At 57.3% G+C, this 22,945-nt stretch carries 22 protein-coding genes; 15 read left to right on the top strand and 7 right to left on the bottom strand.

Annotated elements, in window-relative coordinates; translation table 11 throughout:
* Window positions 1-199: 199 nt before the first annotated feature.
* From C1N56_RS12975 to hutH, 5 genes are read left to right on the top strand one after another with little or no spacing between them, the layout of a single operon-like run.
* Entirely contained in the window at window positions 200-1,051 is an 852-nt protein-coding gene (locus C1N56_RS12975; protein WP_058769505.1) for a transporter substrate-binding domain-containing protein, read from the top strand.
* A 12-nt stretch (window positions 1,052-1,063) separates the two neighbouring features.
* Complete coding sequence (locus C1N56_RS12970) at window positions 1,064-1,783, top strand: ABC transporter permease (RefSeq protein ID WP_031279871.1); 720 nt, start codon at window positions 1,064-1,066, stop codon at window positions 1,781-1,783.
* 11 nt (window positions 1,784-1,794) lie between these two features.
* The gene (locus C1N56_RS12965; protein ID WP_058780838.1) at window positions 1,795-2,523 is read left to right on the top strand and encodes an ABC transporter permease; all 729 of its coding nucleotides are present in this window, start codon (window positions 1,795-1,797) and stop codon (window positions 2,521-2,523) included.
* Between the two features lies 1 nt (window position 2,524).
* Window positions 2,525-3,325: an ABC transporter ATP-binding protein gene (locus C1N56_RS12960; protein ID WP_127833847.1), complete on the top strand. Its 801-nt coding sequence runs from the start codon at window positions 2,525-2,527 to the stop codon at window positions 3,323-3,325.
* On the top strand, window positions 3,322-4,806 hold the full coding sequence (gene hutH, locus C1N56_RS12955) for an HAL/PAL/TAL family ammonia-lyase (RefSeq protein WP_159378332.1): 1,485 nt from the start codon (window positions 3,322-3,324) through the stop codon (window positions 4,804-4,806). Before C1N56_RS12960 ends, hutH begins: the two co-directional genes overlap by 4 nt.
* A 33-nt stretch (window positions 4,807-4,839) precedes the next feature.
* Here the strand turns inward: hutH and C1N56_RS12950 are convergent, their stop codons facing one another.
* Window positions 4,840-5,469, bottom strand: coding sequence for a flavin reductase family protein (locus tag C1N56_RS12950; RefSeq protein WP_021508426.1), 630 nt, complete (start codon window positions 5,467-5,469; stop codon window positions 4,840-4,842).
* Window positions 5,470-5,648: 179 nt separating this feature from the next.
* Between C1N56_RS12950 and rlmF the strand changes: the two genes are divergently transcribed.
* Window positions 5,649-6,575, top strand: coding sequence for a 23S rRNA (adenine(1618)-N(6))-methyltransferase RlmF (gene rlmF, locus C1N56_RS12945; protein ID WP_127833848.1), 927 nt, complete (start codon window positions 5,649-5,651; stop codon window positions 6,573-6,575).
* Between the two features lie 66 nt (window positions 6,576-6,641).
* Here the strand turns inward: rlmF and glnQ are convergent, their stop codons facing one another.
* The 5 genes from glnQ to rhtA all read right to left on the bottom strand — a co-directional run bounded on the left by glnQ (window position 6,642) and on the right by rhtA (window position 10,872).
* The gene (gene glnQ / locus C1N56_RS12940; protein ID WP_021508424.1) at window positions 6,642-7,364 is read right to left on the bottom strand and encodes a glutamine ABC transporter ATP-binding protein GlnQ; all 723 of its coding nucleotides are present in this window, start codon (window positions 7,362-7,364) and stop codon (window positions 6,642-6,644) included.
* A complete protein-coding gene (gene glnP, locus C1N56_RS12935) occupies window positions 7,361-8,020 on the bottom strand; it encodes a glutamine ABC transporter permease GlnP (protein WP_021508423.1) in 660 nt (219 codons plus the stop codon). The genes glnQ and glnP overlap by 4 nt, the downstream gene beginning before the upstream one ends.
* Window positions 8,021-8,106: 86 nt before the next feature.
* Window positions 8,107-8,853, bottom strand: coding sequence for a glutamine ABC transporter substrate-binding protein GlnH (glnH, locus tag C1N56_RS12930; RefSeq protein WP_021508422.1), 747 nt, complete (start codon window positions 8,851-8,853; stop codon window positions 8,107-8,109).
* A 311-nt stretch (window positions 8,854-9,164) separates the two neighbouring features.
* Window positions 9,165-9,668 carry a DNA starvation/stationary phase protection protein Dps gene (gene dps / locus C1N56_RS12925; protein WP_021508421.1) on the bottom strand — a complete coding sequence of 168 codons (504 nt, stop codon included), beginning with the start codon at window positions 9,666-9,668 and terminating at the stop codon, window positions 9,165-9,167.
* A 295-nt stretch (window positions 9,669-9,963) separates the two neighbouring features.
* Entirely contained in the window at window positions 9,964-10,872 is a 909-nt protein-coding gene (gene rhtA, locus C1N56_RS12920) for a threonine/homoserine exporter RhtA (RefSeq protein WP_166709838.1), read from the bottom strand.
* 504 nt (window positions 10,873-11,376) lie between these two features.
* Between rhtA and ompX the strand changes: the two genes are divergently transcribed.
* Window positions 11,377-11,889 carry an outer membrane protein OmpX gene (gene ompX, locus C1N56_RS12915; RefSeq protein WP_031279869.1) on the top strand — a complete coding sequence of 171 codons (513 nt, stop codon included), beginning with the start codon at window positions 11,377-11,379 and terminating at the stop codon, window positions 11,887-11,889.
* A gap of 146 nt (window positions 11,890-12,035) precedes the next feature.
* Here the strand turns inward: ompX and C1N56_RS12910 are convergent, their stop codons facing one another.
* Window positions 12,036-12,230 (bottom strand): hypothetical protein, encoded by a 195-nt coding sequence (locus C1N56_RS12910; protein WP_021508417.1) that lies wholly within the window; start codon window positions 12,228-12,230, stop codon window positions 12,036-12,038.
* Window positions 12,231-12,494: 264 nt separating this feature from the next.
* Between C1N56_RS12910 and mntR the strand changes: the two genes are divergently transcribed.
* The 8 genes from mntR to C1N56_RS12870 all read left to right on the top strand — a co-directional run bounded on the left by mntR (window position 12,495) and on the right by C1N56_RS12870 (window position 22,894).
* Entirely contained in the window at window positions 12,495-12,953 is a 459-nt protein-coding gene (gene mntR / locus C1N56_RS12905; RefSeq protein WP_021508415.1) for a manganese-binding transcriptional regulator MntR, read from the top strand.
* 21 nt (window positions 12,954-12,974) lie between these two features.
* A complete protein-coding gene (locus C1N56_RS12900) occupies window positions 12,975-14,084 on the top strand; it encodes an SLC13 family permease (RefSeq protein ID WP_394516735.1) in 1,110 nt (369 codons plus the stop codon).
* A 182-nt stretch (window positions 14,085-14,266) separates the two neighbouring features.
* The gene (locus C1N56_RS12895; protein WP_021508413.1) at window positions 14,267-15,394 is read left to right on the top strand and encodes an HlyD family secretion protein; all 1,128 of its coding nucleotides are present in this window, start codon (window positions 14,267-14,269) and stop codon (window positions 15,392-15,394) included.
* Window positions 15,391-16,959 (top strand): DHA2 family efflux MFS transporter permease subunit, encoded by a 1,569-nt coding sequence (locus C1N56_RS12890; protein ID WP_058757803.1) that lies wholly within the window; start codon window positions 15,391-15,393, stop codon window positions 16,957-16,959. The genes C1N56_RS12895 and C1N56_RS12890 overlap by 4 nt, the downstream gene beginning before the upstream one ends.
* Window position 16,960: 1 nt before the next feature.
* The gene (locus C1N56_RS12885) at window positions 16,961-18,490 is read left to right on the top strand and encodes an efflux transporter outer membrane subunit (RefSeq protein ID WP_222951123.1); all 1,530 of its coding nucleotides are present in this window, start codon (window positions 16,961-16,963) and stop codon (window positions 18,488-18,490) included.
* Between the two features lie 243 nt (window positions 18,491-18,733).
* Window positions 18,734-20,212, top strand: coding sequence for a sugar porter family MFS transporter (locus C1N56_RS12880; RefSeq protein ID WP_394516734.1), 1,479 nt, complete (start codon window positions 18,734-18,736; stop codon window positions 20,210-20,212).
* A gap of 429 nt (window positions 20,213-20,641) precedes the next feature.
* Window positions 20,642-21,043: an H-NS family histone-like protein gene (locus C1N56_RS12875; protein ID WP_021508409.1), complete on the top strand. Its 402-nt coding sequence runs from the start codon at window positions 20,642-20,644 to the stop codon at window positions 21,041-21,043.
* Window positions 21,044-21,301: 258 nt separating this feature from the next.
* Window positions 21,302-22,894 (top strand): ABC-F family ATPase, encoded by a 1,593-nt coding sequence (locus C1N56_RS12870; protein WP_031279866.1) that lies wholly within the window; start codon window positions 21,302-21,304, stop codon window positions 22,892-22,894.
* Window positions 22,895-22,945 lie beyond the last annotated feature (51 nt).

Raw genomic sequence — 22,945 nt, 5'->3', positions numbered from 1 at the left:
CGATCTGGCACAGCCCTTGCTAGCTTGTATGTACAAGTAAAGACCGCGCGGCAATGATGACTATTTATTCTGGCTGGCTCACAAAAAGCTTATGCCGACAATGATCTGCCGCAAGCTAACTTGTATATACATGAAATGTCATTTGCGCTGTATCAGCCAACAGAGACAGCCAGATTTGTTAACCACCAGGAGAAGACGTATGACACACCGTGCCCCGTTTCGCCGTTTTTGCCTTACCACGCTGTTTGCCAGCCTGATGCTGGCCGGCGTGGCTGCCGAGGCTAAAGAGTGGAAATCCATCACCATCGCCACTGAAGGCAGCTATGAGCCGTGGAACCTGACGCTGCCGGGCGGCAAGCTGGGCGGCTTCGAACCTGAACTGATGGAAGATCTGTGCAAGCGCATGAGCATTCAGTGCAAGCTGGTGGTGCAGAACTGGGACGGGATGATTGCCGGACTGAACGCCGGGAAATATGACGTCATCATGGATGCGATTGTGATTACGCCGGACCGGAAAAAAGTGGTCAACTTCACCACGCCGTACGCGTCAACGCCGGCGACCTTCATCACCAGCAAAGATAACCCGCTGCTGCCGGCCGATAAGAACATCATCAAACTGCACGACGACGAGGCGGCCATCAATGCGGCCATCGCCCCGCTGAAGGCGGCGCTCAAGGGCAAAACCATCGGCATTGCCTCCGGCACCGTGTATACGCCGTTTATCGATAAATACTTCAAAGACGTGGCCGACGTGCGCGAATACACCGCTTCGGCGGATGCGATTCTCGATCTGCAGGCGGGCCGCATTGATGCGGTGTTTGATGACGTGACCTTCGCGCAGTCGATGCTGGCGCGTAAAGAGAACAGCAACCTGACGTTCAGCGGCCCGCAGCTGGGCGGTCCGATCTGGGGGGAAGGCGAAGCGATGGGCGTGCGCATGGCTGATAACGACCTGAAGGCCAAACTCGATGCCGCCATTCACGCTGCGCTGGCGGACGGCACGGTGAAAAAGCTGAGCGAGAAGTGGTTTAAAACTGACGTAACGCCGTAAGTGAGGTGAAAGATGATGAGCCTGCTGAGTTTTGGTGCAGATGGCTGGGGTCGCCTGATTCTGAGCGCCGCCGGTACCACGCTGCTGCTGTCGCTGGCGGCGCTGATGATTGGCGCCGTGGTCGGTTCCGGCGTGGCGGCGGCGAAACTCTCGCACCAGCGCTGGCTGCGCTGGCTGGGTGAAAGCTATTCGGTGGTGTTTCGCGGCATCCCGGAGCTGCTGGTGATCTACCTGTTCTACTTCGGTGGATCGGGGTTGATCACGCTGGTCGGCCAGCTGTTTGGTGCTGACGGCTTTATTGAAGCACCGCCGTTCCTGATTGGCGCGCTGGCTATCGGGCTCATCTCCGGATCCTATCAGGGTGAAGTGTATCGCGCTGCGCGCCTGGCGCTGGCGAAGGGCGAAGTCGAAGCGGCGGTAGCCATCGGGATGCCGCGCTGGCGTATCGCCCAGCGCATCCTCGTCCCGCAGATTGTGCGCTACGCGCTGCCGGGGATGTCCAACGTCTGGCAGATGAGTCTGAAAGATTCGGCGCTGGTGTCAGTGACCGGCATCGTCGAGCTGATGCGCGCCAGCCAGGTGGCGGCCGGGTCAACGCGCGATTACTTCACCTTTTACCTGATTGGCGGTGGCTGCTATCTGCTGCTGACACTGCTGTCGAACCATGCGTTTCGCCGCGCGGAATCGCGCCTCGGCCGCGCATGGCAAAGTCGCACTGCGGCACAGCACTAAGGAGCAGCAGCATGATCGACTTCGCTTTTCTTGCCGACACTTTTCTTAAGCTGAGCGCGGCGCTGCCGGTGACGCTCGGGCTGTTTATCAGCGCCTTTGTCTGCGGCGGGCTGCTGGCGCTGGGCATTCTGGCGCTGCGCATGAGCCACTGGCGGCTGCTGAGCGGTTTTGCGCGCGGCTATATTCTGGTGTTTCGCGGCTCGCCGCTGCTGATTCAGCTGTTTCTCATCTACTACGGGCTCGGCCAGTTTGGCGTGATTCGCCACAGCTTCGTCTGGCCGTTTCTGCGCGAGCCGTTTATCTGCGCGGTGCTGGCGCTGTCGCTGTGTACCGCCGCTTACACCGCTGAGATCCTGCGCGGTGCGCTGCTGGCGGTGCCGGCAGGTCAGGTCGAAGCCGGTCTGGCCTGCGGCATGTCACGCTGGCTGCTGCTGCGCCGCATCATCGCGCCGATCATGCTGCGCTATGCGCTGCCGGCGTACTCCACCGAGGCGATTCTGCTGGTGAAATCCACCGCGCTCGCCAGCCTGGTCACGGTATGGGATGTCACTGGCGTAGCGCAGCAGATCATCCAGCGTACCTATCGCACCATGGAGGTGTTTGTCTGCGCTGCGGCGATCTACCTGATTCTTAACTTTATTATCGTCCAGCTGTACGCGCTGTTAGAGCGCCGTCTGACCCCGGTGCACCGCGCTGAAAAAAAGCCGCTGCCTGCCGTTAAACCGCTTGCCGGAGACTAATATGCATTCCACTTCACCAGTCACCTTGTCCGCCACTGATATCCATAAATCCTTTGGCGCTATGGAGGTGCTCAAAGGCATCTCGCTGCAGGCGCATCAGGGCGATGTTATTTCAATTCTTGGTGCCAGCGGCTCGGGCAAAAGTACCTTGCTGCGCTGCATCAATCTGCTGGAAACGCCGGATGCCGGCGTGGTGAGCGTCGGCGGCGAAACCATTGAAATGAAGCGCCACGCGCGCGGCCATCAGCTGGCGGCGAATCCTAAGCAGATTGAACGCCTGCGATCGCGGCTGGGCATGGTGTTTCAAAGCTTCAATCTGTGGTCGCACATGACGGTGCTGCAGAACGTGATTGAAGGTCCGCACTATGTGCTGAAGCGCGATAAAAAGAGTTGTATCGCCCAGGCAGAACAGTTGCTGGATCGCGTCGGGCTGCTTAACCGCAGGGATTTTTATCCGGCGCAGCTCTCCGGCGGCCAGCAGCAGCGCGTGGCGATTGCCCGTGCGCTGGCGATGGATCCGGAGGTGATGCTGTTTGATGAGCCAACCTCGGCGCTCGACCCGGAACTGGTCGGCGAGGTGCTCAAGGTGATGCGTAGCCTGGCGGAAGAGGGGCGCACCATGCTGGTGGTGACGCACGAGATGGGCTTTGCGCGCAACGTCTCTAATCGCGTGGTGTTTATGCATCAGGGCAACATCGATTGCGAGGGCACGCCGGAAGCGATGTTTGGCGCCAGCGGTTCATCGCGCTTTAAGCAGTTTATCTCCAGCCATCAGAGCCATCACGCGGAGCAGCCAGTATGACCGTCGTCTGGGGCGATGCGCCGCTGACCTGGCAGGCGCTGGTACAGGTAGCGCGACATAACGCCGAACTGACGCTGAGCGCCGCTGCCTGGCAGCGCATTGCGCGCGGTCGCGAGATCGTCGAACAGATCGTTGCCAGCGGCCAGATTGCCTATGGCATCAACACCGGGCTGGGGGCGCTGTGTAACATCACGCTGCCGGAAGACCAGCTCAGCCAGCTGTCACGCAATACGTTGCTGAGCCACGCCTGCGGCGTCGGTCCGCTGCTGACGCGCGAGCAGACGCGCGCCATTCTGTGTGCGGCCATCGCCAACTACAGCCACGGCAAATCCGGCGTTTCGGTGGCGCTGGTGCAGCATCTGCTGGCGCTGCTCAATCAGCAGATCACGCCGCAGGTGCCGTCGCAGGGTTCAGTCGGTTATCTCACCCACATGGCGCATATCGGGCTGGCGCTGATTGGCGTGGGCGACGTTGAGTACCAGCAACAGGTGATGCCGGCGGAGCAGGCGCTGCGGCTGGCCGGTTTACAGCCGTATCGTCCCGGTGCCAAAGAGGGCCTGAGCCTGGTCAACGGTACGCCGTGCATGACCGGGCTGAGCTGTCTGGCGCTGGACGATGCGGCGCGGCTGCTGGATTGCGCGGATGTCACCGGCGCGATGAGCTTTGAAGCGCTGCGCGGTCAGCTGGCGGCGTTTGATGCCGAGGTGATTGCGCTGAAAGCCAGCCCCGGCATGCAGCACAGCGGCCAGCGTCTGCGTGCGCTGCTGAGCGACAGCCCGCTGCTGGCGGCGAGCTGCGGCATACGCACCCAGGATGCGCTCAGCCTGCGTTCGATGCCGCAGGTGCACGGCGCCAGCCGCGACCAGTTCGCCCACGCAGCGCGTCAGGTTGAGATCGAACTGAATGCCTGCACCGATAATCCGCTGGTACTGGGCACGCCGGATAACTGGCGCGTGGTGTCGCAGGCCAATCCGCACGGCGAATCGGTTGCCATGGCGGCCGATCTGCTGGCGATTGCCATGGCGGAGATCGGCAGTATTGCCGAGCGCCGGCTGGATCGGCTGGTCAATCCGCTGGTCAGCGGGCTGCCGCCGTTTCTGGTGGCGCAGCCGGGCGTCAACTCCGGCATGATGATCGCGCAATACGTGGCGGCTTCCCTGTGCGCGGAGAATCGTCAGCTGGCGCAGCCGGCGGTGCTGGACAATTACGTCACCTCGGGACTGCAGGAGGATCACCTCAGCCTCGGTACCGGCGCGGCGCTCAAGCTGCTCAGGCTGCTGAATAACCTCTGGCAGGTGCTGGCGATTGAGTACCTGCTGGCGGCGCAGGCGCTGGATTTTCACGGTGAGGCGCAGCTGGCCAGCGGCACGGGCCGGGCGCTACGCGCGCTGCGTGCTGAGGTTGCCACCTGGCAGGAGGATCGCTGGCTGGCACCGGAGATAGCCCGGACGGTGAAGGTATTACAGACGCTGGCCTGCTAGCGGCGCGAGGGGGCGCGCCGCCAGTGGCCTGATTTAACCGCGGCGCGCGTCCGGGCGCACCAGATCAAAACGCTGATCTTCGCTGATGGCGTAATAGGCGGAAGGTCCGCCAGCGCGCAGAATCGGCTGCGCTTTGGCGGTCTGATAGATGCCGTTCTCAAGCAGCGCTTCATCGATGTGAATCGCCACCGCTTCGCCCAGTACCAGCCAGCTCTCCAGCTCGCCTCCCTGTGCATCCTGCAGGCGAATCAGCTGCGTCAGGCGACACTCAAAGTTGACCGGGCTCTCCGCTACCATGCTGACGTTAACGTGGGAAGCGGCCAGCGGCGTCAGGCCGGCGAGGGCAAACTCGTCGTGATCGGGCGGTACTGAGGCGGAGCTCTCATTCATGGCTTCTGCCAGCGGACGCGTCGCCAGGTTCCAGACGAACTCGCCGGTTTCACTGATATTCTGCACGCTGTCTTTCCAGCCGCTGCTGGCAAAACCAATGATTGGCGGATGGTAGTTAAAACAGTTAAAGAAACTATAGGGCGCCAGATTGCGCTGGCCGCTGGCGCTTTGCGAGCTGACCCAGCCAATCGGGCGCGGGCCGACGATGGCGTTGAGCGGATCGTGAGGCAGACCGTGTCCACTGCGCGGCTGATAAGTGTAACGTTGACGCATTTGCGCTCCTGATTCGTCCTGGATACTGCGTGTTCCGGCGGCGCTGGCGGCTGGACGCAGTATTGCGGATGCAGTTTTAGGGAGAATAGATTTAAATTCGTTGCACTAAATTTTCCTGGCGGATTGTGCGCTGCCGTCATCCAGCGTATCTTACGCGCGCATTAATGTCCGGAGAATCTATGAACAAGCCTGCCGCTACCGCGCTCTTTCATCCGCGTAACCGCCATCAGGGCCGTTATGATTTTGCTGCCCTGACTGCCGCGCATCCGCCGCTGGCGGACAAAGTGCGCCCCAACGGTTACGGTGAGCTGTCGGTTGATTTCGCCGATCCGCACGCGGTGCTGCTGCTGAACCAGGCGCTGCTGAAACTGTTTTATAACCTGAACTGGCAGCTGCCGGAAGGCTATCTGACGCCGCCGGTACCAGGCCGCGCTGACTATATCCATGCGCTGGCGGATCTGCTGGCCAGCGATAACGGTGGCGTGCTGCCGCGCGATCTCGACGTGATGGATATTGGCTGCGGTGCCAACTGCATCTATCCGCTGATCGGTCACGCGGAGTATGGCTGGCGCTTTACCGGCACCGACATCAGCGCGGACGCCGTTAACGCCGCCAGTCAGATTGTGGCCAGCAATCCCGGCCTGCAGCGCGCCATTCGCCTGCGCCGTCAGAAGCAGGAGAGTGCGATTTTTGCTGGCGTGGTGCACAAGAACGAACGCTATCACGCGGTACTGTGTAATCCGCCGTTCCACGCCTCGGCGGCCGATGCGGCGGCCGGCAGCCAGCGTAAAGTGCGCAATCTCGGCCTGAGCAGGCAGGCGCCGCTTAATTTCGGCGGTCAGCATAACGAGCTGTGGTGCGACGGCGGTGAGCGCGCGTTTATCGGCCGGATGATCGATGAAAGCGTCGCGTTAGGCGATCGCATCGTCTGGTTTACCTCGCTGGTGTCGCGCAAAGAGCATCTGCCCGAGCTGCGCGATCGGCTGAAGGCGCACGACGCTTATCAGGTACGCATCGTCGACATGGCGCAGGGCCAGAAGCAGAGCCGCTTTATCGCCTGGACATTTTTACCGCCCGCCACGCGCGCGCAGCGGCTGGCACGCTAAGCGCTGCTCAGGTAAAAAAAAAGCCGCTACGGGGATCCGCAGCGGCTTTGTTGTTTTTACGCCGTATTAAGAAACGTGCTGCAGGAACTCACGCAGACGGTCGCTCGGCGGGTTAGTGATCAGATCGTCCGGATTGCCATCTTCCGCGATGGTACCTTTGTCGATAAAGATCAGGCGCGACGCCACTTTCTGTGCGAAGCCCACTTCATGGGTCACGATCACCATGGTCATGCCTTCTTCCGCCAGATCCTGCATCACTTTCAGCACTTCGTGACGCAGCTCGGGATCGAGTGCCGAGGTAGGCTCATCGAATAGCATCATCTTCGGCTTCACCGCCAGCGCACGGGCAATCGCCACGCGCTGCTGCTGGCCGCCGGACAGCTCAGAAGGGAAGTGGTGCGCGCGCTCGGCGAGGCCGACCTTGCCCAGCAGCTCACGCGCCAGTTTGTGTGCGGCGTCTTTCTTCGCCCCGCGCACGCGGATCGGTCCAAAGGCTACGTTGTCCAGCGCGCTCATCTGCGGGAACAGATGGAACTGCTGGAACACCATACCGGCTTCCTGACGGATCAGGCGTTCATCCACTTTCGGATCGTTAACTTTCATGCCATCGACAATCAGTTCGCCGCTGCTGATCTCTTCCAGCTTGTTGATGCAGCGCAGCAGGGTCGATTTACCGGAGCCGGACGGCCCGATGATTACCACCACTTCACCCTGATTAATTTTCAGGTTGATGTCGTGCAGTACCTGAGTCTGGCCGAAGTTTTTCGAGACGTTTTTAAATTCAATCACAGGATTTTCACCCTTTTCTCAATACGGCGCAGCACAAAGCTCAACACCAGCGTAATAACCAGGTAAATGATGGCAACGGCACTCCAGATCTCCAGCGCGCGGAAGTTACCGGCGATGATCTCCTGGCCCTGACGGGTCAGTTCCGCCACGCCAATCACGATGAACAGCGAGGTGTCTTTGATGCTGACGATCCACTGGTTACCCAGCGGCGGCAGCATGCGGCGCAGCGCCAGCGGCATGATCACGTATCGCAGCGTTTCGCGGCGCGACAGGCCAAGCGCCAGGCCGGCTTCACGGAAACCTTTGTTGATCGACAGCACCGCACCGCGGGTAATCTCCGCAATATAAGCACCGGAGTTGATCATGATGGTCACGACGGCGGCGGTGAACGGGTCGATGCGCAGGTCCGGGAAGGCCATCGGCAGGGCGAAGTAGATGAACATCACCTGCACCACGATCGGCGTGCCGCGAATCAGTTCAATGAACACTAACGCGATGTTGTTGGTGATCCAGCCGCCATAGGCGCGGGCGAAACCGGCTACGAGGCCGATAACCAGGCCGCCAATCAGGCCGAGGATCGAGATAAGCAGGGTCATTTTGGCGCCTTCGATCAGGATCGGTAAGGCGGGCCAGATGACGCTCCAGTCAAACTCCATGGTGTGACTCCAGAATCTGTTGCAGTGGAAATGTAAAAAGCAGGGAGAACAAAGCTCCCTGCTGATAAAAAGGCGTCAGGCCTGAATTATTTAGGTTCGCTGCCGAACCATTTTTTATAGATAGTGTTGTAGGTACCGTTGTCGTGCAGGGTTTTCAGCGCGCCATTCACTTTCTCACGCAGGTCGTCGCTGCCTTTCGGGAAAGCGATGCCATACTGTTGCGCTTCGATGGAGTCACCGACGGCTTTGAAACGGCCTTTGCCAGCGGTGTGGATGAAGTACAGGATGTTTGGCGTGTCGTGCAGCACGGCGTCAGCACGGTTAGTACCTAACTCCATGTACGCGTTATCGATGTTCGGGAACTGGCGCAGGTCTTTAGTTTTGATATGCGCTTTGGCGTAATCCACCGAACCGGTGCCGCTTTTCACTGCGACCACTTTACCGTTCAGATCGTCGATGCCTTTGATGTCATTTTCGTTGTTACGCACCATTACCAGCAGGCCGCTTTTGTAGTAGCCGTCAGAGAATTCGATGGCTTTTTTACGTTCTTCGGTAATGGTGATGCCGGCCAGCGCCAGGTCAACGTTTTTGGTTTGCAGCGCCGGAATGATGCCGCTGAAATCCATCGGCTTCAGGGTGTAATCCAGCTTCAGCTGTTTAGCGATAGCGTCCCACAGGTCGATATCAAAGCCGACGTATTTGTCGCCCTGTTTAAATTCAAACGGAACGAAGGCGGTGTCGGTAGCGACCACCAGTTTTTTGTCTGCTGCAGTGGAGGAAAGCGAGAAGGCCAGCGCCAGCGCGGCCACGGAGACTTTAATCAACGACTTCATCATTTTTTTCCTTATTACCCGTCAGGCCTGGTGGCCTGATGTACGGCTCATCATATGAAAAAATTATGCCAACTTTTCTCAAACGCGGAAATCAACAGATTGCCGGGGCAGGCTGACACGATTCTGCACGCCGGGAAAAGTTTGCACCAGAATGAATCACCAAAATGGTGCATTGTGCTGTGGTGGTGCAGGCACAGTGTGCATCAGAGTGATAATAAGGGAAAGAAAGGATTAAGGAATTGTTAACGGCGTCAAAAAAGCCGTGTGGATGACAGGCATAAAAAAGGCGGGATAACCCGCCTGATTGAGCATTACTCGATGTTGGATTCGATGAACCACAGGAACTTATCAAGGTCACGCGATGCGGCAGTAAAGATATCCGCCGTGTCTTCGTCTTTCACTTCGCTGATGGCTTTGCGTGTATCGTTAGCCACCACAGCATAACGGTCGGCCAGCGCTTTCAGGTGATCCTGTACGCTGTGAATGTTCAGCGGGTAGCTTTTCAGCGGTGACTTGTCGTTAACCACCTGCGTGGTGCCCAGCGCCACGCCGCCCAGCTGCACCACACGTTCTGCGATGGTATCCTGGTGGTCGGTAATCGCGGTGCGGAAGCCGTCCAGCATTTCATGTACACCGATAAAGTTTGCGCCGCGCATATTCCAGTGCGCCTGCTTGGTGATCAGCGACAGGTCAATAAATTCCACGACCAGACGGTTGAGCACCTCGATGGTAGCTTTCTTCTCGCTATCAGCCACGTCATTGCGGGTATAAATCAGATCGGAAGATTTTGTTTTAACCAGTTTTGCGGTACTCATCATTAATGTCCTCTTATTGATGGTTGTCCTAATCAAGCACGGGAATAAGTATAGCAGCAGTTTTTCACTCTGCAGGATTGATTAAATCAATGACAGGAATAGTTAAAGCCGAAGGTGGGTTAAGAAATAAGGTTAATAGATTTAACGTCATGTAAATAAAGGAATTATCTGGTTTGTTAAATATTTACTCATCATGTTGCAAAATAATAATAACCGATCGTTCACATAGCAAAGAAATGATAATGAGAATGTTTCTATATTCAGCCGGTTAAATAACCGGCTGAACCCGCACTGTTTATTGCGGCGCGTTGATATCGACTTCGTTTATATGTGCCGCTTTCTGTTTCATGGTCAGCGTCGAGCCGGCCGACGCGGCAATGATCGCCAGCAGCGCCAGCCACTGCTGCAGCGTCAGCAGTTCGCCGAGGAACAGCATGCCGGAGAGTGCGGCCATCGCCGGTTCCAGACTCATCAGCGTGCCGAAAATGCGCGCCGGCAGACGCGTTAACGCCATCATCTCCAGCGAGTAAGGAATGGCGCTGGAGAGCAGGGCGATAAGCAGCGCCAGCGGCAGGATTTCCCATTGCCAGATGCCGGGCGCGGCGAAGGTCAGACCGAGCGGCACAAAAATCACTGACGCAATCAGCGACCCCATCGCCACCGTGGCCGGGCCGTGTTCAGCACCTGCCCGCTGGCCCGCCAGAATATAGACTGCCCAGCAGGCACCCGCGCCCACCGCCAGCAGTGCGCCTGCCGGATCGATATGGCTGAGGCCGTGACCAATCGGCAGCAGGAACCACAGGCCGGTGACCGCCAGCAGCACCCAGAGAAAATCCAGCGGACGGCGCGCGCCGGCCAGCGCCAGCGTCAGCGGACCGAGAAACTCCAGCCCTACCGCGACGCCCAGCGGCACGGTACGAATCGAGAGATAGAACAGATAATTCATGCAGCCCAGCGCCAGTCCATACATCAGCAGCGGCTTGCGCTGCGCGGCGCTAAAGCGCAGACGCCAGGGTTTGAAAATTGCGCACAGGATAAGCGTGCCCAGTCCCAGACGCAGCGCGGTAATGCCAGGCGCACCGACGGTGGGAAACAGCGATTTCGCCAGCGACGCGCCGCCCTGCAGCGACAGCATGGCGATCAGTAATACGGCAACCGGCAGCACTACCGGCGCCAGTTTGGGGTGGGAAAGAGGTGCAGACATCCTGTGATCAATTCCTGTGATGATGAATAACCAGGCAACGGGCAGCCAGTGTAAAGCAATCGGCGGGAAATAAGGAGGCGGCTAAGGCAATGATGCGGGGTTTCTGTCACCGCTTTATCATCGGGCGCGGTCGCCTCGCATTATCCTGGCGTCAGTGACGACTCATTCACACCGCTTTTCGGGCGAAATTCCCAGCGAATAAAGCGCGACGGCGGAAAAAATGCGCCAGCGACTGGCTGAAAAATCACCGTTTTTAGGGCCATTTCCGTAAAGAAATGTCAGGTTAGTTTAGGAATTTACTTAAACCGATAATTTTCTGTGCGCAGGATTATTGCAGAAAGATGATGCTTTTTATAAGAAAAATGAATGACATACGAAAGTTCATTAACTTTCTGTTACACCAAACAATCTGTTAGACAACAAAATGCGGGCAGAGTTTCTTGCTAAGTTTTGTTATATTTTTAGCGTTGTCAGGAGAGAAGTATATTCACATTTGAGGTGGTTATGAAAAAAATTGCATGTCTTTCAGCACTGGCTTGTGTACTGGCAGTTTCCGCTGGTTCCGCCATGGCGCAGAGCACCGTTTCTGCCGGCTACGCGCAGAGCGACTATCAGGGCGTTGCTAACAAAGCTAACGGCTTCAACCTGAAATACCGCTACGAAGACGGTTCTAACCCACTGGGTTGGATCGGTTCTTTCACCTACACCGAAAAAGATCGCACTGAAGATGGCGTGTACAACAAAGGTCAGTACTACGGCATCACCGGTGGTCCGGCTTACCGTCTGAACGACTGGGCCAGCATCTACGGCGTAGTAGGTATCGGCTACGGCAAATACCAGCAGAACCAGACTGCCGGTCAGTCTAAAACCGACAGCAGCGACGTAGGCTTCTCTTACGGCGCAGGTATGCAGTTCAACCCAATCCAGAACGTTGCTCTGGACGTGGGCTACGAGCAGAGCCGCATCCGTAACGTCGACGTGGGCACCTGGATTGCTGGCGTAGGTTACAGCTTCTAAGTTTTTGCTTAGACCAGAGTTGCACAGAAACGGCCCTTTACGGGCCGTTTTTTTATGCCTGAAAACGCTGCCGTGAAGGGCGTTTTTCGCAGGCAAAATAAAACCCGCTGCAGGCAGCGGGTCAGACTGTGAAGCACTGAGGAAACTCAGCCGCGCCAGATCAGATTCGGGCAGGGCTGCGCGGCGATTTTTTTGCCGGTCAGTTTCTCAAGCAGCATCAGGCGCAGGGCAAAAGGCGAGCGGCTAAACAGACACAACAGCGACTTCAGCTCAAAAGCCGGTTTGCTTTGTACGGTCTGGAAGCATTTGCCGCAGTCGAGGCAGCTTTTCATCGTGCTCATCTTTACCTCCTGGAAAACGGGTAACTCAACAGTAAGCACAGCCCTGCAATAAACAGCAGGAAAAGGAGCAGCAACAGCCAGGGTTCGTTCATCGTTGCCTCCTTTGTAGGCTATTCGCTTACAACATGTACAAAGATAGCACTGGCTATACTCTTTAGCCAACACTATTCAGGAAAAATTTGTGCTTATTTGTGCCTGGTTTACAATGAGCGCAGCCAGCCCGCACCGCAGGTAAAGTGCGGCAGATAATAAAGAGGAAGCTGAATGAGTCGTCGTGCGAAAAGCGCCACCCACATGCCCCAGGGGCCGCTGAAAGATATTGAGGAGCATGTCGAAGGATTTCGCCAGGTACGCGAAGCGCATCGCCGTGAGCTGATTGATGATTACGTTGAGTTAATCTCTGATTTAATTCGTGAATTTGGCGAGGCGCGCCAGGTTGACATGGCGGCACGCCTGGGCGTCTCGCAGCCGACCGTGGCCAAAATGCTGAAGCGTCTCAGTACCACCGGTCTGGTTGAGCAGGTGCCGTATCGCGGCGTGTTCCTCACCCCGGAAGGCGAGAAGCTGGCTGAAGCCAGCCGCGTGCGCCATCATATCGTTGAAACCTTTCTGCTGGCGCTGGGCGTCAGTCCGGAAACCGCCCGCCGGGATTCCGAAGGGCTCGAGCATCACGTCAGTGATGAAACCCTCGCCGTGTTCCAGAAATTTTACGAGAATCGCTAACCTACAAGGCCTTCTGCCATCATGCCCATCGTGCTTCGTTCCTTAATGCGTGACCGCGTTTTGCATTTACTGTTGCTGTTGGGCGTGATTTTGTTGCCGCTGGCGGATTACCGCTGGCCGCAGCTGCCCGCCGCCGTTGACTGGCACACCATCATGACGCTCACCGGTTTGCTGATGCTGACAAAAGGGCTGGAAAACAGCGGCTATTTTGATGTGCTCGGTGCGCGGCTGGTGCAGCGCTTCCAGCACGAACGTACGCTGGCGCTGTTTATGGTGTGTGCGGCGGCGCTGCTCTCGACCTTCCTGACCAATGATGTAGCGCTGTTTATCCTGGTGCCGCTCACGCTGACGCTGCGCAAGTTCTCGCGCCTGCCTATCTCCAGACTGATCATCTTTGAAGCGCTGGCGGTCAATGCCGGCTCGTTGCTGACGCCGGTCGGCAACCCGCAAAATATCCTGCTGTGGAGCCACGGCACGCTCAGCGTGGCCGGTTTTATCGGTCAGATGGCGCCGCTGGCGGCGATGCTGATGCTGACGCTGGTGGTGCTGACGTGGTTTAGCTTCCCGGCGCGCAGCATTGAGAAGCATGATGCACCAGGCAACCAGCAGTGGCAGAAACCGCTGTTTATCGTCAGCGTGCTGCTGTACGTGGTGTTTATCGTCGCGCTGGAGCTGAAACTCACCGGCTGGGCGCTGCTGCTGGTGGCGGGCTGTTTTCTGCTGATGGCGCGTCAGGTGCTGGCGACCATCGACTGGAGCCTACTGCTGGTGTTCGTGGCGATGTTCATTGATGTCTTTTTACTGATGCATCTGCCGATTCTGCAGCCGCATTTTGCCGCCATCGGTCAGCTGGGCGAGGGGGGTATCTATCTGCTGGCGATTGGCCTGTCACAGGTGATCAGCAACGTGCCGGCCACTATTCTGCTGTTACAAAAAGTCCCGCCTTCCGAAGTGCTGGCCTGGGCGGTGAATATCGGCGGCTTTGGCCTGCTGCCGGGATCGCTGGCCAACCTGATTGCGCTGCGCATGGCACAGGACGCCAAAGTTTGGTGGCGTTTCCATCTGTTTTCCCTGCCGATGCTTGCCTGGTCGATGCTGTGCGGCTGGCTGTTGTTACAGCTGCTGCGTTAACCCTGACCAACCTGTCCGCCTTTGCAAGACGCGCTGATTTATCAGCGCGTTAAGTGATGTGGCAGAAAATGCGTCGGATGTTAGCTTATGTAAAGTTACACTGGCATTTGTCAATTTCCCATCTAAGGTTAAGTTGACCGTTTCGCCCGGGGATCGGGATTACCAGCCAGTGATGACAAATTATGAGTGAAAACCACAATCCGCCATCCGCCGATGAGCAAAAAGACAACAACACGTCAGATTCCAGTCAGGATAACGAGCAATCACCCCGTAAACGCCCCGGCAAAAAGCCGCTGATCATTCTGGCGATTGTGGTGGTGATTATGCTGCTGGTGGGATTCTGGTTCTGGTTTAGCACGCGCAATATTGAAACCACCGACGATGCGTTCACCGAAGGCGATGCCGTGACCATCGCGCCCAAAGCGTCGGGCTACGTGGTGCAGTTGCTGGTAAAAGATAACCAGCGGGTGAAGAAAGGCGATCTGCTGGTGCTGATCGACCCGCGTGATAACGCCGCACAGCGCGATCAGGCCAAAGCACAGCTCGGTCTGGCGCAGGCGCAGCTGCATCAGGCGCAGGCGCAGCTGGCGCTGGCGCGGGTGCAATATCCGGCGCAGCGCGATCAGGCGCTGGCCGACCAGGCGCGGGCGCAGGCCAATTTGCTCAATGCGCAGGCGGATTACCGTCGTCAGCGCGGTGTTGACCCGCGCGCAACCTCGCAGCGCAATATCGATACCGCCGCTGCGCAGTTACGCTCGGCTGAAGCGCAACTGCAAAGCGCCAAAGCGCAGGTCGAAGTGGCCTCGCAGGTGCAGTTGCAGATTCGCCAGCAGGAAACCAATGTCGAAGCGCGGCAGCAGCAGGTCGAGCAAGCCCGGGCTCAGCTCAACACTGCCGAGCTTAACCTCTCTTACACCGAAGTACGGGCGCCGTATGACGGTTTCGTCACCAAACGCAACGTGCAGCCCGGTACGCTGGTACAGGCCGGCAGCGCGCTGTTTTCGCTGGTATCGCCGGATATCTGGATCACCGCCAACTTCAAAGAGTCGCAGCTGGCGCGCATGAATCCGGGCGATAAAGTGGAGATTGGCGTTGATGCCTGGCCGGACATGAAGCTGGAAGGGCACGTCGACAGCGTACAGATGGGCTCCGGCTCGCGCTTCTCTACCTTCCCGGCCGAGAACGCCACCGGTAACTACGTGAAGATTGTGCAACGCGTGCCGGTGAAAATTGTGATTGATAAAGGACTCGACCCGAATCATCCATTACCGCTTGGCCTGTCGGTTGAACCGAAGGTGACGGTGGAATGAGTGCGAGCGAAAGCTGGCGTCCGGCCAGCAATCCCTGGCTGGTTGCCATCACGGTAACGCTGGCGGTGTTCATGGAAATTCTGGACACCACCATCGTTAACGTCGCGCTGCCGCACATCGCCGGGTCGCTGTCATCCAGCTACGATGAATCCACCTGGGTACTAACCTCCTATCTGGTCGCCAACGGCATTGTGCTGCCGATCTCGGCCTTTTTCAGCCGCCTGTTTGGGCGCAAGCAGTTCTTCCTGATCTGCATCGTGATGTTTACCATCTGCTCCTTCCTGTGCGGCATTGCCACCGAGCTGTGGCAAATCATTCTTTTCCGCGTATTGCAGGGCTTCTTCGGCGGCGGGCTGCAACCGGTGCAGCAGTCGGTGCTGCTGGATTACTTCAAGCCGGAAGATCGCGGCAAGGCTTTTGGCCTGTCATCGATTGCCATTATTGTTGCGCCAGTAATTGGCCCGACGCTCGGTGGCTGGATCACCGACAACTACAGCTGGCGCTGGGTGTTCTTTATCAATATTCCGGTGGGGATTCTCACGGTGCTGGCGATCTATCAGCTGCTGGAAGATCCGCCGTGGGAGCGCAAGTGGGCGAAGGGCCGGCTGAAAATCGACTATATCGGTATCAGCCTGATTACCCTGGGTCTCGGCTGTTTGCAGGTGTTCCTTGATCGCGGTGAAGATGAAGACTGGTTCGCTTCACACTTCATTCGCCTGTTTGCCATGCTGGCGGCCGTCGGCATCGTCGGTGCGGTTTACTGGCTGCTGTATGCACGCAAGCCGGTGGTGGATATCACGGTGATGAAGGATCGCAACTTCTGGGTGGCCGGTCTGCTGATGGCGGGCATGGCGATGATTCTTTATGGCAGCTCGGTGGTGTTACCGCAGCTGGCGCAGCAGGATCTCGGTTATACCGCCACCTGGTCCGGGCTGGTGCTGTCGCCCGGCGCGGTCCTGATCGTGCTCACCATCCCGCTGGTGCTGAAGCTGATGCCGATTGTGCAAACGCGCTACATCATCGCCTTTGGCTTTACCTGTCTGGCGCTGGCCTTCTTCTATTCCAGCACCCTGACGCCCAACGTGGATTTCACCACGCTGGTGCTGATGCGCAGCGCGCAGTCGATTGGCCTCGGCTTCCTGTTTGTGCCGCTCACCACCATTGCCTTTATCACCGTGCCGCAGCGCCTGAATGCGGATGCCTCCGCGCTGTTCACCATGTTCCGTAACGTGGCCGGTTCGATCGGCATCTCGCTGGCCACGGCCGGCATCACTGAACGTGAACAGGTGCGATCGGCCCACATGGTGCACAACATGTCGCCGCTCAATGAGCAGTTCAACCTCACGCTGCAGCACTGGGCGCAGGCGATTCGTGACTTTACCAGTGCGGTGGGCGATCCGCTGACGCTGGCCAGCGGTCAGCTCTATCAGGAGATGATTGCCCAGGCGCGTATTCTGGCTTACATCGACGTGTTCATGGGCCTGAGTATTGTCGCCGTGCTATTGATTCCTTTTTGTTGGTTGCTTTCGCCGATCAAGAGCGAAGGCAGTGCAGGAGCACATTAACATGATCACCTCTTCGCGCGTTACGCCGTCGCTGACGCTGCTGGCGCTGTCCATGCTGCTGGCGGGTTGTGCCGTCGGGCCCGATTATCAGCCGCCGCAGGCGCACACGCCCGGTAGCTACCGTGATTTGCCCTCTCAGGAAGCTTCAAAACCGCTGGCGTCCGCGACCAATCCTTCGTGGTGGAAAAGCTTTAACGACCCGCAGCTCGATAGCCTGATTGAGCGCGCCATCGCTGGCAACCTGACGCTGCAACAGTCGGTGCTGCGCATCGCCGGTGCGCGCGAACAGCTGGCGCAGGCACGTGGCGGGCTGTTCCCGTCGCTTAACGGTTCCGCCAAAGTGACGCGTCAGCAGCTCGGCCTGAAAGGCATGCTGAAATCCAACGGGGTGTACGATCAGGTGGATGATGACGTGGCGGATCAGCTCAACGGTCTGACCCATTCGGTCACGCTGTATCAGGGCAGCTTTGACGCCAGCTGGGAACTGGATTTATGGGGCAAAGTACGACGCCAGATGGAGATGGCGGACGCGCAGCAGCAGGCGGCGATTGAGCAGCGTAACGATGCGCTGGTGTCGCTGGAAGCCGAGGTCGCGCGCGCGTATCTGCAGCTGCGCGGCGCTCAGGCGGTGCTGGCGACGCTGCAACAGCAGATTAACGTGGCGCAGCAAACCTGGGAGCTGACGCAGAGCCAGCAGCGTAACGGTCTGGCGCCGCTCACCGACGTTGAGAATGCCCGTGCGCAGCTGGCCTCCCTTAACGCGCAGCTGCCGCAGTATCAGGCCCAGGAACGTCAGGCGATGAACGGGCTGGCAGTGCTGCTGGGCAAAATGCCGGGCGCGCTGGATAACGAACTGATGAGCAGCAAAGCGCTGCCGGCGTTGCCGAAGCTGGTGGCGGTGGGCATTCCATCGACGCTGGCGCGTCGTCGTCCGGACATCCGCCAGGCTGAAGCGAATCTGCATGCACAGACCGCCAATATCGGCGTATCGGTCGCGAACCTGTTCCCCAGCCTGTCGCTCACCGGGCAGCTGGGGGTGCGCAACACCGATGCCAGCTACCTTGACGACTGGAGCAGCCACTTCTTCAGCGTCGGCCCGGCGCTGTCGATCCCGATTTTTCAGGGCGGACGTCTGGTTTCCAGTGTGAAACTGGCGCGCGCGCAGCAGGCGAGCGCGGCGCTCGATTATCGCCAGACGGTATTGACGGCGCTGCAGGATGTGGAAAATGCGCTGGTCAGCTACCGCGCCGATCAGCAACAGGTTACCGCGCTGGATGAGACCACTGGCGCACTGCAGCGCGCCTTTGACCTCGCCAGTGACAGTTACAAACAGGGCATCTCCACCTTCCTTGAGGTGCTGGATGCCCAGCGCCAGCTGGCGCAGTCGCAGGCGCAATCCACCCAGGCGCGCATGCAAAGCGCACTGGACCTGGTAGCGCTGTATAAAGCGCTGGGCGGCGGCTGGGAGCCGTATCAGCAGGTGACGCTGCCGGACTATGACGTCTTTGGTCCGGCCACCGCAGTCAATTAATCTGCCATCGCTGACTGCATTCACGGCGTGCGGTCAGCGCCTTCCTTGAAATAAATATTCTCCCTTCTGTTTGTTGTGCAAAATTTGCACTGACTTCTCTGCGCCCTGAATCAGGTCGTGTGATCATTATCTCAATTAAAGGCAAAGGTAATGACCCGTGGCGCAAAATTTAAATTTCATATTTATTTATTGTGGTGGAAATAATCTATTTTAAGGCTTCTTATCTCAGGAAAGGAGTTGGTTATGTCCCGCGAAACCTGGATGACGCCCAATCCGGCATCAGGGCCAAACAGCAGCACGCGCACCGAGCCTTTTGTGAAAGTCATTGCGCTGATTGCCACCCTCGGTGGTTTGCTGTTTGGCTACGACACCGGCGTGATCTCCGGCGTACTGTTATTTATGGGCGACGATCTGCATCTCACCCCATTTACCACCGGGCTGGTGACCAGCAGTCTGCTGTTCGGCGCGGCGTTTGGCGCCCTGGCTTCCGGTCACTTTGCCGCTGCGGTCGGGCGGAGAAAAATTATTCTGGTACTGGCGATTATTTTTGCACTCGGCGCGCTGGGTACCGCACTGGCACCTGATGTCAGCTGGATGATTTTCTTCCGCCTGGTCCTTGGCGTGGCCGTGGGCGGTGCGTCCGCCACCGTACCGGTGTATATCGCCGAAATGGCACCGGCCAACAAACGGGGTCAGCTGGTGACCATGCAGGAGCTGATGATCGTTTCCGGCCAGATGCTGGCCTATATGTCGAACGCCGGCTTCAACGCGGCCTGGGGGGGCGACACGACCTGGCGCTGGATGCTGGCGGTCGCCACGCTGCCGGCGGTGCTGCTGTGGTTCGGGATGATGTTTATGCCGGACACGCCGCGCTGGTATGCCATGAAAGGCCGTCTCGCTGAGGCGCGCAAGGTTCTGGAACGCACCCGCGCGCGCGAAGACGTTGAGTGGGAGATGATGGAGATCGAAGAGACGCTGTCGGACGAGCAACAGCAGCGTCCGCGTCTGCGGGAACTGTGCCAGCCGTGGCTGATCAAACTGTTCCTGATCGGTATCGGTATTGCCGCCATCCAGCAGCTGACCGGCGTAAATACCATCATGTACTACGCGCCGACCATGCTGAAAGCGGTGGGGATGAGCAATGACGCTGCGCTGTTTGCCACCATTGCCAATGGCGCGGTATCGGTATTAATGACCTTTGTGGGGATCTGGCTGCTGGGGCGCATCGGTCGCCGCACCATGACGATGATAGGTCAGTTTGGTTGTACCGCCTGTCTGGTGTTTATTGGCACCGTCAGTTACCTGATGCCGGAAACAGTTAACGGTCAGCCGGATATCTTGCGCAGTTATATGGTGCTGCTGGGTATGCTGATGTTTCTGAGTTTCCAGCAGGGCGCGTTATCGCCGGTCACCTGGCTGCTGCTGTCAGAAATTTTCCCCACACGGTTACGCGGTATTTTTATGGGCGGCGCGGTATTTGCGTTGTGGATCGCCAATTTTCTTATTTCTCTGCTGTTCCCGGTTCTGCTGGCGTCGGTTGGCTTATCCGGCGCGTTCTTTATTTTCGCGCTGATTGGCATAGGCGGCGCGATTTTTGTTATTCGCTGGGTACCGGAAACACGCCATCGTTCGCTGGAGCAGATTGAACATTATTTGCACGACCGGCTGTCTGATGCGCCGGCGCCCCAGCTATTGCGACCGGCAGTGAAGAAAAGCGGATAACCACAGACATACGATTTTTGCATGATGGCCGGTTAACAACCGGCCTTTTTTTATTTATTTAATGGCAAAATGAGATATTGCTCGCATCTGTGACGCCAATGCCATCCGCGTTAAAAAGGGATTTTACTTACACTATTAATGTTTTTTTACCTTTATGCTGACTACTGCCTCAGCGCACAATAAGCGCTAAACGCTTGTTTCCTACGCGTGAATAAGCAATGAAATCGATTCCAGTTCCAGCCGATGGTACTGAACCGCTGATGTTAATTCACCGTTAATTCACGCCGCACATTGGGTTTAAACGCGCCTGCCAGGAATATGCTAATCCATTCGGATTAATCCGGTCTGCAAAATTAATTTATTTTTTTATTTGAATTGGGTAATCTTGCCACTACAGTTTATTTAACCCCCTTAAGCAAGGACATTGTGATGAGTGACGCATTTAAAGTTCTGAACAACATTCGCACATTACGTGCACAGGCTCGTGAACTGCCACTGAGCGATCTGGAAGAAATTCTGGAAAAATTAACCGTCGTGGTGACTGAGCGCCGCGACGAAGTTGAAGCGGAAGAAGCGCAGAACCGCGAAAAAGAAGAGAAGCTGTCTAAATACCGTGAAATGCTGCTGGCAGACGGTATCGACCCGAACGAATTACTGGGTGCACTGGAAACCGGTAAAAAACGCGCCAAGCGTGCGCCGCGTCCGGCGAAATATTCTTACACCGACGAAAACGGTGAAGAGAAATCATGGACCGGTCAGGGCCGTACCCCAGCTGCGATTAAAAAAGCGCTGGATGCAGGTAAAAGCCTCGACAGCTTCCTGATCAAATAATCTGCACAATCCTTGTAAGCGGGAGCCGGAGGCGTCAGCGTCTCCGGCTTTTTTATTGGCCTCGCTCCGGGCACGGGCGGCGGTTCACTTCCCGCGCCGTGGATAACCTGTCCGGCACGGTCGCAATTATTTTACCTCTGGCAACAAGGTGTTCTCCGCCTTGCCTCTGCGTATCCGGGTGCAGAGGTGGCTCATCCAGGCCGCTTCTGGCATAATGCCCGCTGTTTTTTCCTCCACTGCGTAACAAAGGTCAATGCCGTGTTAGTTTCCAGCAATATCACTATGCAGTTCGGCAGTAAGCCACTGTTTGAGAATATCTCCGTTAAATTTGGCGGCGGTAATCGTTACGGTTTAATCGGTGCGAACGGCAGCGGTAAATCGACCTTCATGAAAATACTGGGCGGCGACCTGGTTCCGACTAACGGAAATGTTTCCCTCGACCCTAATGAGCGCATCGGTAAGCTTCGCCAGGATCAGTTTGCTTTCGAGCAATATAGCGTGCTGGATACCGTGATTATGGGTCACCAGGAATTGTGGGCGGTGAAGCAGGAGCGCGATCGCATATATGCATTGCCGGAAATGAGCGAAGAGGAAGGCTATAAAGTCGCCGACCTTGAGGTCGCCTACGGTGAAATGGACGGTTACAGTGCCGAATCACGCGCCGGAGAATTATTACTCGGCGTGGGCATTCCGGTGGAGCAGCATTACGGTCCGATGAGTGAAATTGCCCCTGGCTGGAAATTGCGTGTGCTGCTGGCGCAGGCATTATTTGCTAACCCGGATATTTTGTTACTCGACGAACCGACCAACAACCTGGATATTGACACCATTCGCTGGCTGGAGCAGGTGCTGAACGAACGTGACAGTACCATGATCATCATTTCGCATGACCGTCACTTCCTGAATATGGTGTGTACGCATATGGCGGATCTGGATTACGGTGAGCTGCGCGTTTATCCCGGCAATTATGACGAATATATGACGGCGGCGACCCAGGCGCGCGAGCGTTTATTAGCGGATAACGCCAAGAAGAAAGCGCAAATTGCCGATCTGCAATCCTTCGTTAGCCGCTTTAGCGCTAACGCCTCAAAATCGCGTCAGGCCACTTCGCGCGCGAAGCAGATTGATAAAATCAAACTGGATGAGGTAAAAGCCTCCAGCCGTCAGAACCCGTATATTCGTTTCGAGCAGGATAAAAAGCTGTTCCGTAATGCGCTGGAAGTGGAAGCGCTGACCAAAGGATTTGATAACGGCCCGCTGTTTAAAAATCTTAACCTGCTGCTGGAAGTGGGTGAGAAACTGGCCATCCTCGGCGCTAACGGTATTGGTAAATCCACGCTGCTGAAAACGCTGGTCGGCGAACTGCAGCCGGATAGCGGCACGGTGAAATGGTCGGAGAATGCGCGCATTGGTTACTACGCGCAGGATCACGCCGAAGATTTTGCTGACGACCTGAGCGTGTTCGACTGGATGAGCCAGTGGAAGCAGGAAGGCGACGACGAGCAGGCGGTGCGCAGTATTCTTGGTCGTCTGCTGTTCAGCCACGACGACATCAAGAAGCCAGCGAAAGTGCTGTCCGGTGGTGAGAAGGGCCGCATGCTGTTTGGCAAGCTGATGATGCAGAAGCCAAACATCCTGGTGATGGACGAACCGACTAACCACCTGGATATGGAGTCGATCGAATCACTGAACATGGCGCTGGAGATGTACGAAGGCACGCTGATTTTCGTCTCGCACGACCGTGAGTTCGTCAGCTCGCTGGCGACGCGCGTCATCGAGATGAAAGGCGATCGCATCGTTGACTTCACCGGCAACTACGAAGATTACCTGCGCAGCCAGGGCATCGTCTAACGGCGTAGCCGTTTAGCAGCCGCCATCATCAGCGGCGCAACTTATCGCCTG

It is taken from the genome of Pantoea sp. SGAir0175, from assembly GCF_043547855.1.
This window is presented reverse-complemented; position numbering and strand designations above follow the sequence as displayed.

Excerpts from the sequence above, each read along its gene's own strand:
- dps (WP_021508421.1), bottom strand. The coding sequence starts at position 9,668 with ATGAGTACCGCAAAACTGGTTAAAACAAAATCTTCCGATCTGATTTAT.
- C1N56_RS12885 (WP_222951123.1), top strand. The coding sequence starts at position 16,961 with ATGATCACCTCTTCGCGCGTTACGCCGTCGCTGACGCTGCTGGCGCTG.
- C1N56_RS12895 (WP_021508413.1), top strand. The coding sequence starts at position 14,267 with ATGAGTGAAAACCACAATCCGCCATCCGCCGATGAGCAAAAAGACAAC.
- C1N56_RS12880 (WP_394516734.1), top strand. The coding sequence starts at position 18,734 with ATGTCCCGCGAAACCTGGATGACGCCCAATCCGGCATCAGGGCCAAAC.
- C1N56_RS12910 (WP_021508417.1), bottom strand. The coding sequence starts at position 12,230 with ATGAGCACGATGAAAAGCTGCCTCGACTGCGGCAAATGCTTCCAGACC.
- C1N56_RS12900 (WP_394516735.1), top strand. The coding sequence starts at position 12,975 with ATGCCCATCGTGCTTCGTTCCTTAATGCGTGACCGCGTTTTGCATTTA.
- C1N56_RS12890 (WP_058757803.1), top strand. The coding sequence starts at position 15,391 with ATGAGTGCGAGCGAAAGCTGGCGTCCGGCCAGCAATCCCTGGCTGGTT.
- C1N56_RS12960 (WP_127833847.1), top strand. The coding sequence starts at position 2,525 with ATGCATTCCACTTCACCAGTCACCTTGTCCGCCACTGATATCCATAAA.
- rlmF (WP_127833848.1), top strand. The coding sequence starts at position 5,649 with ATGAACAAGCCTGCCGCTACCGCGCTCTTTCATCCGCGTAACCGCCAT.
- ompX (WP_031279869.1), top strand. The coding sequence starts at position 11,377 with ATGAAAAAAATTGCATGTCTTTCAGCACTGGCTTGTGTACTGGCAGTT.
- mntR (WP_021508415.1), top strand. The coding sequence starts at position 12,495 with ATGAGTCGTCGTGCGAAAAGCGCCACCCACATGCCCCAGGGGCCGCTG.
- C1N56_RS12970 (WP_031279871.1), top strand. The coding sequence starts at position 1,064 with ATGATGAGCCTGCTGAGTTTTGGTGCAGATGGCTGGGGTCGCCTGATT.
- C1N56_RS12975 (WP_058769505.1), top strand. The coding sequence starts at position 200 with ATGACACACCGTGCCCCGTTTCGCCGTTTTTGCCTTACCACGCTGTTT.
- hutH (WP_159378332.1), top strand. The coding sequence starts at position 3,322 with ATGACCGTCGTCTGGGGCGATGCGCCGCTGACCTGGCAGGCGCTGGTA.
- C1N56_RS12950 (WP_021508426.1), bottom strand. The coding sequence starts at position 5,469 with ATGCGTCAACGTTACACTTATCAGCCGCGCAGTGGACACGGTCTGCCT.
- C1N56_RS12965 (WP_058780838.1), top strand. The coding sequence starts at position 1,795 with ATGATCGACTTCGCTTTTCTTGCCGACACTTTTCTTAAGCTGAGCGCG.
- glnP (WP_021508423.1), bottom strand. The coding sequence starts at position 8,020 with ATGGAGTTTGACTGGAGCGTCATCTGGCCCGCCTTACCGATCCTGATC.
- glnH (WP_021508422.1), bottom strand. The coding sequence starts at position 8,853 with ATGAAGTCGTTGATTAAAGTCTCCGTGGCCGCGCTGGCGCTGGCCTTC.
- rhtA (WP_166709838.1), bottom strand. The coding sequence starts at position 10,872 with ATGTCTGCACCTCTTTCCCACCCCAAACTGGCGCCGGTAGTGCTGCCG.
- C1N56_RS12875 (WP_021508409.1), top strand. The coding sequence starts at position 20,642 with ATGAGTGACGCATTTAAAGTTCTGAACAACATTCGCACATTACGTGCA.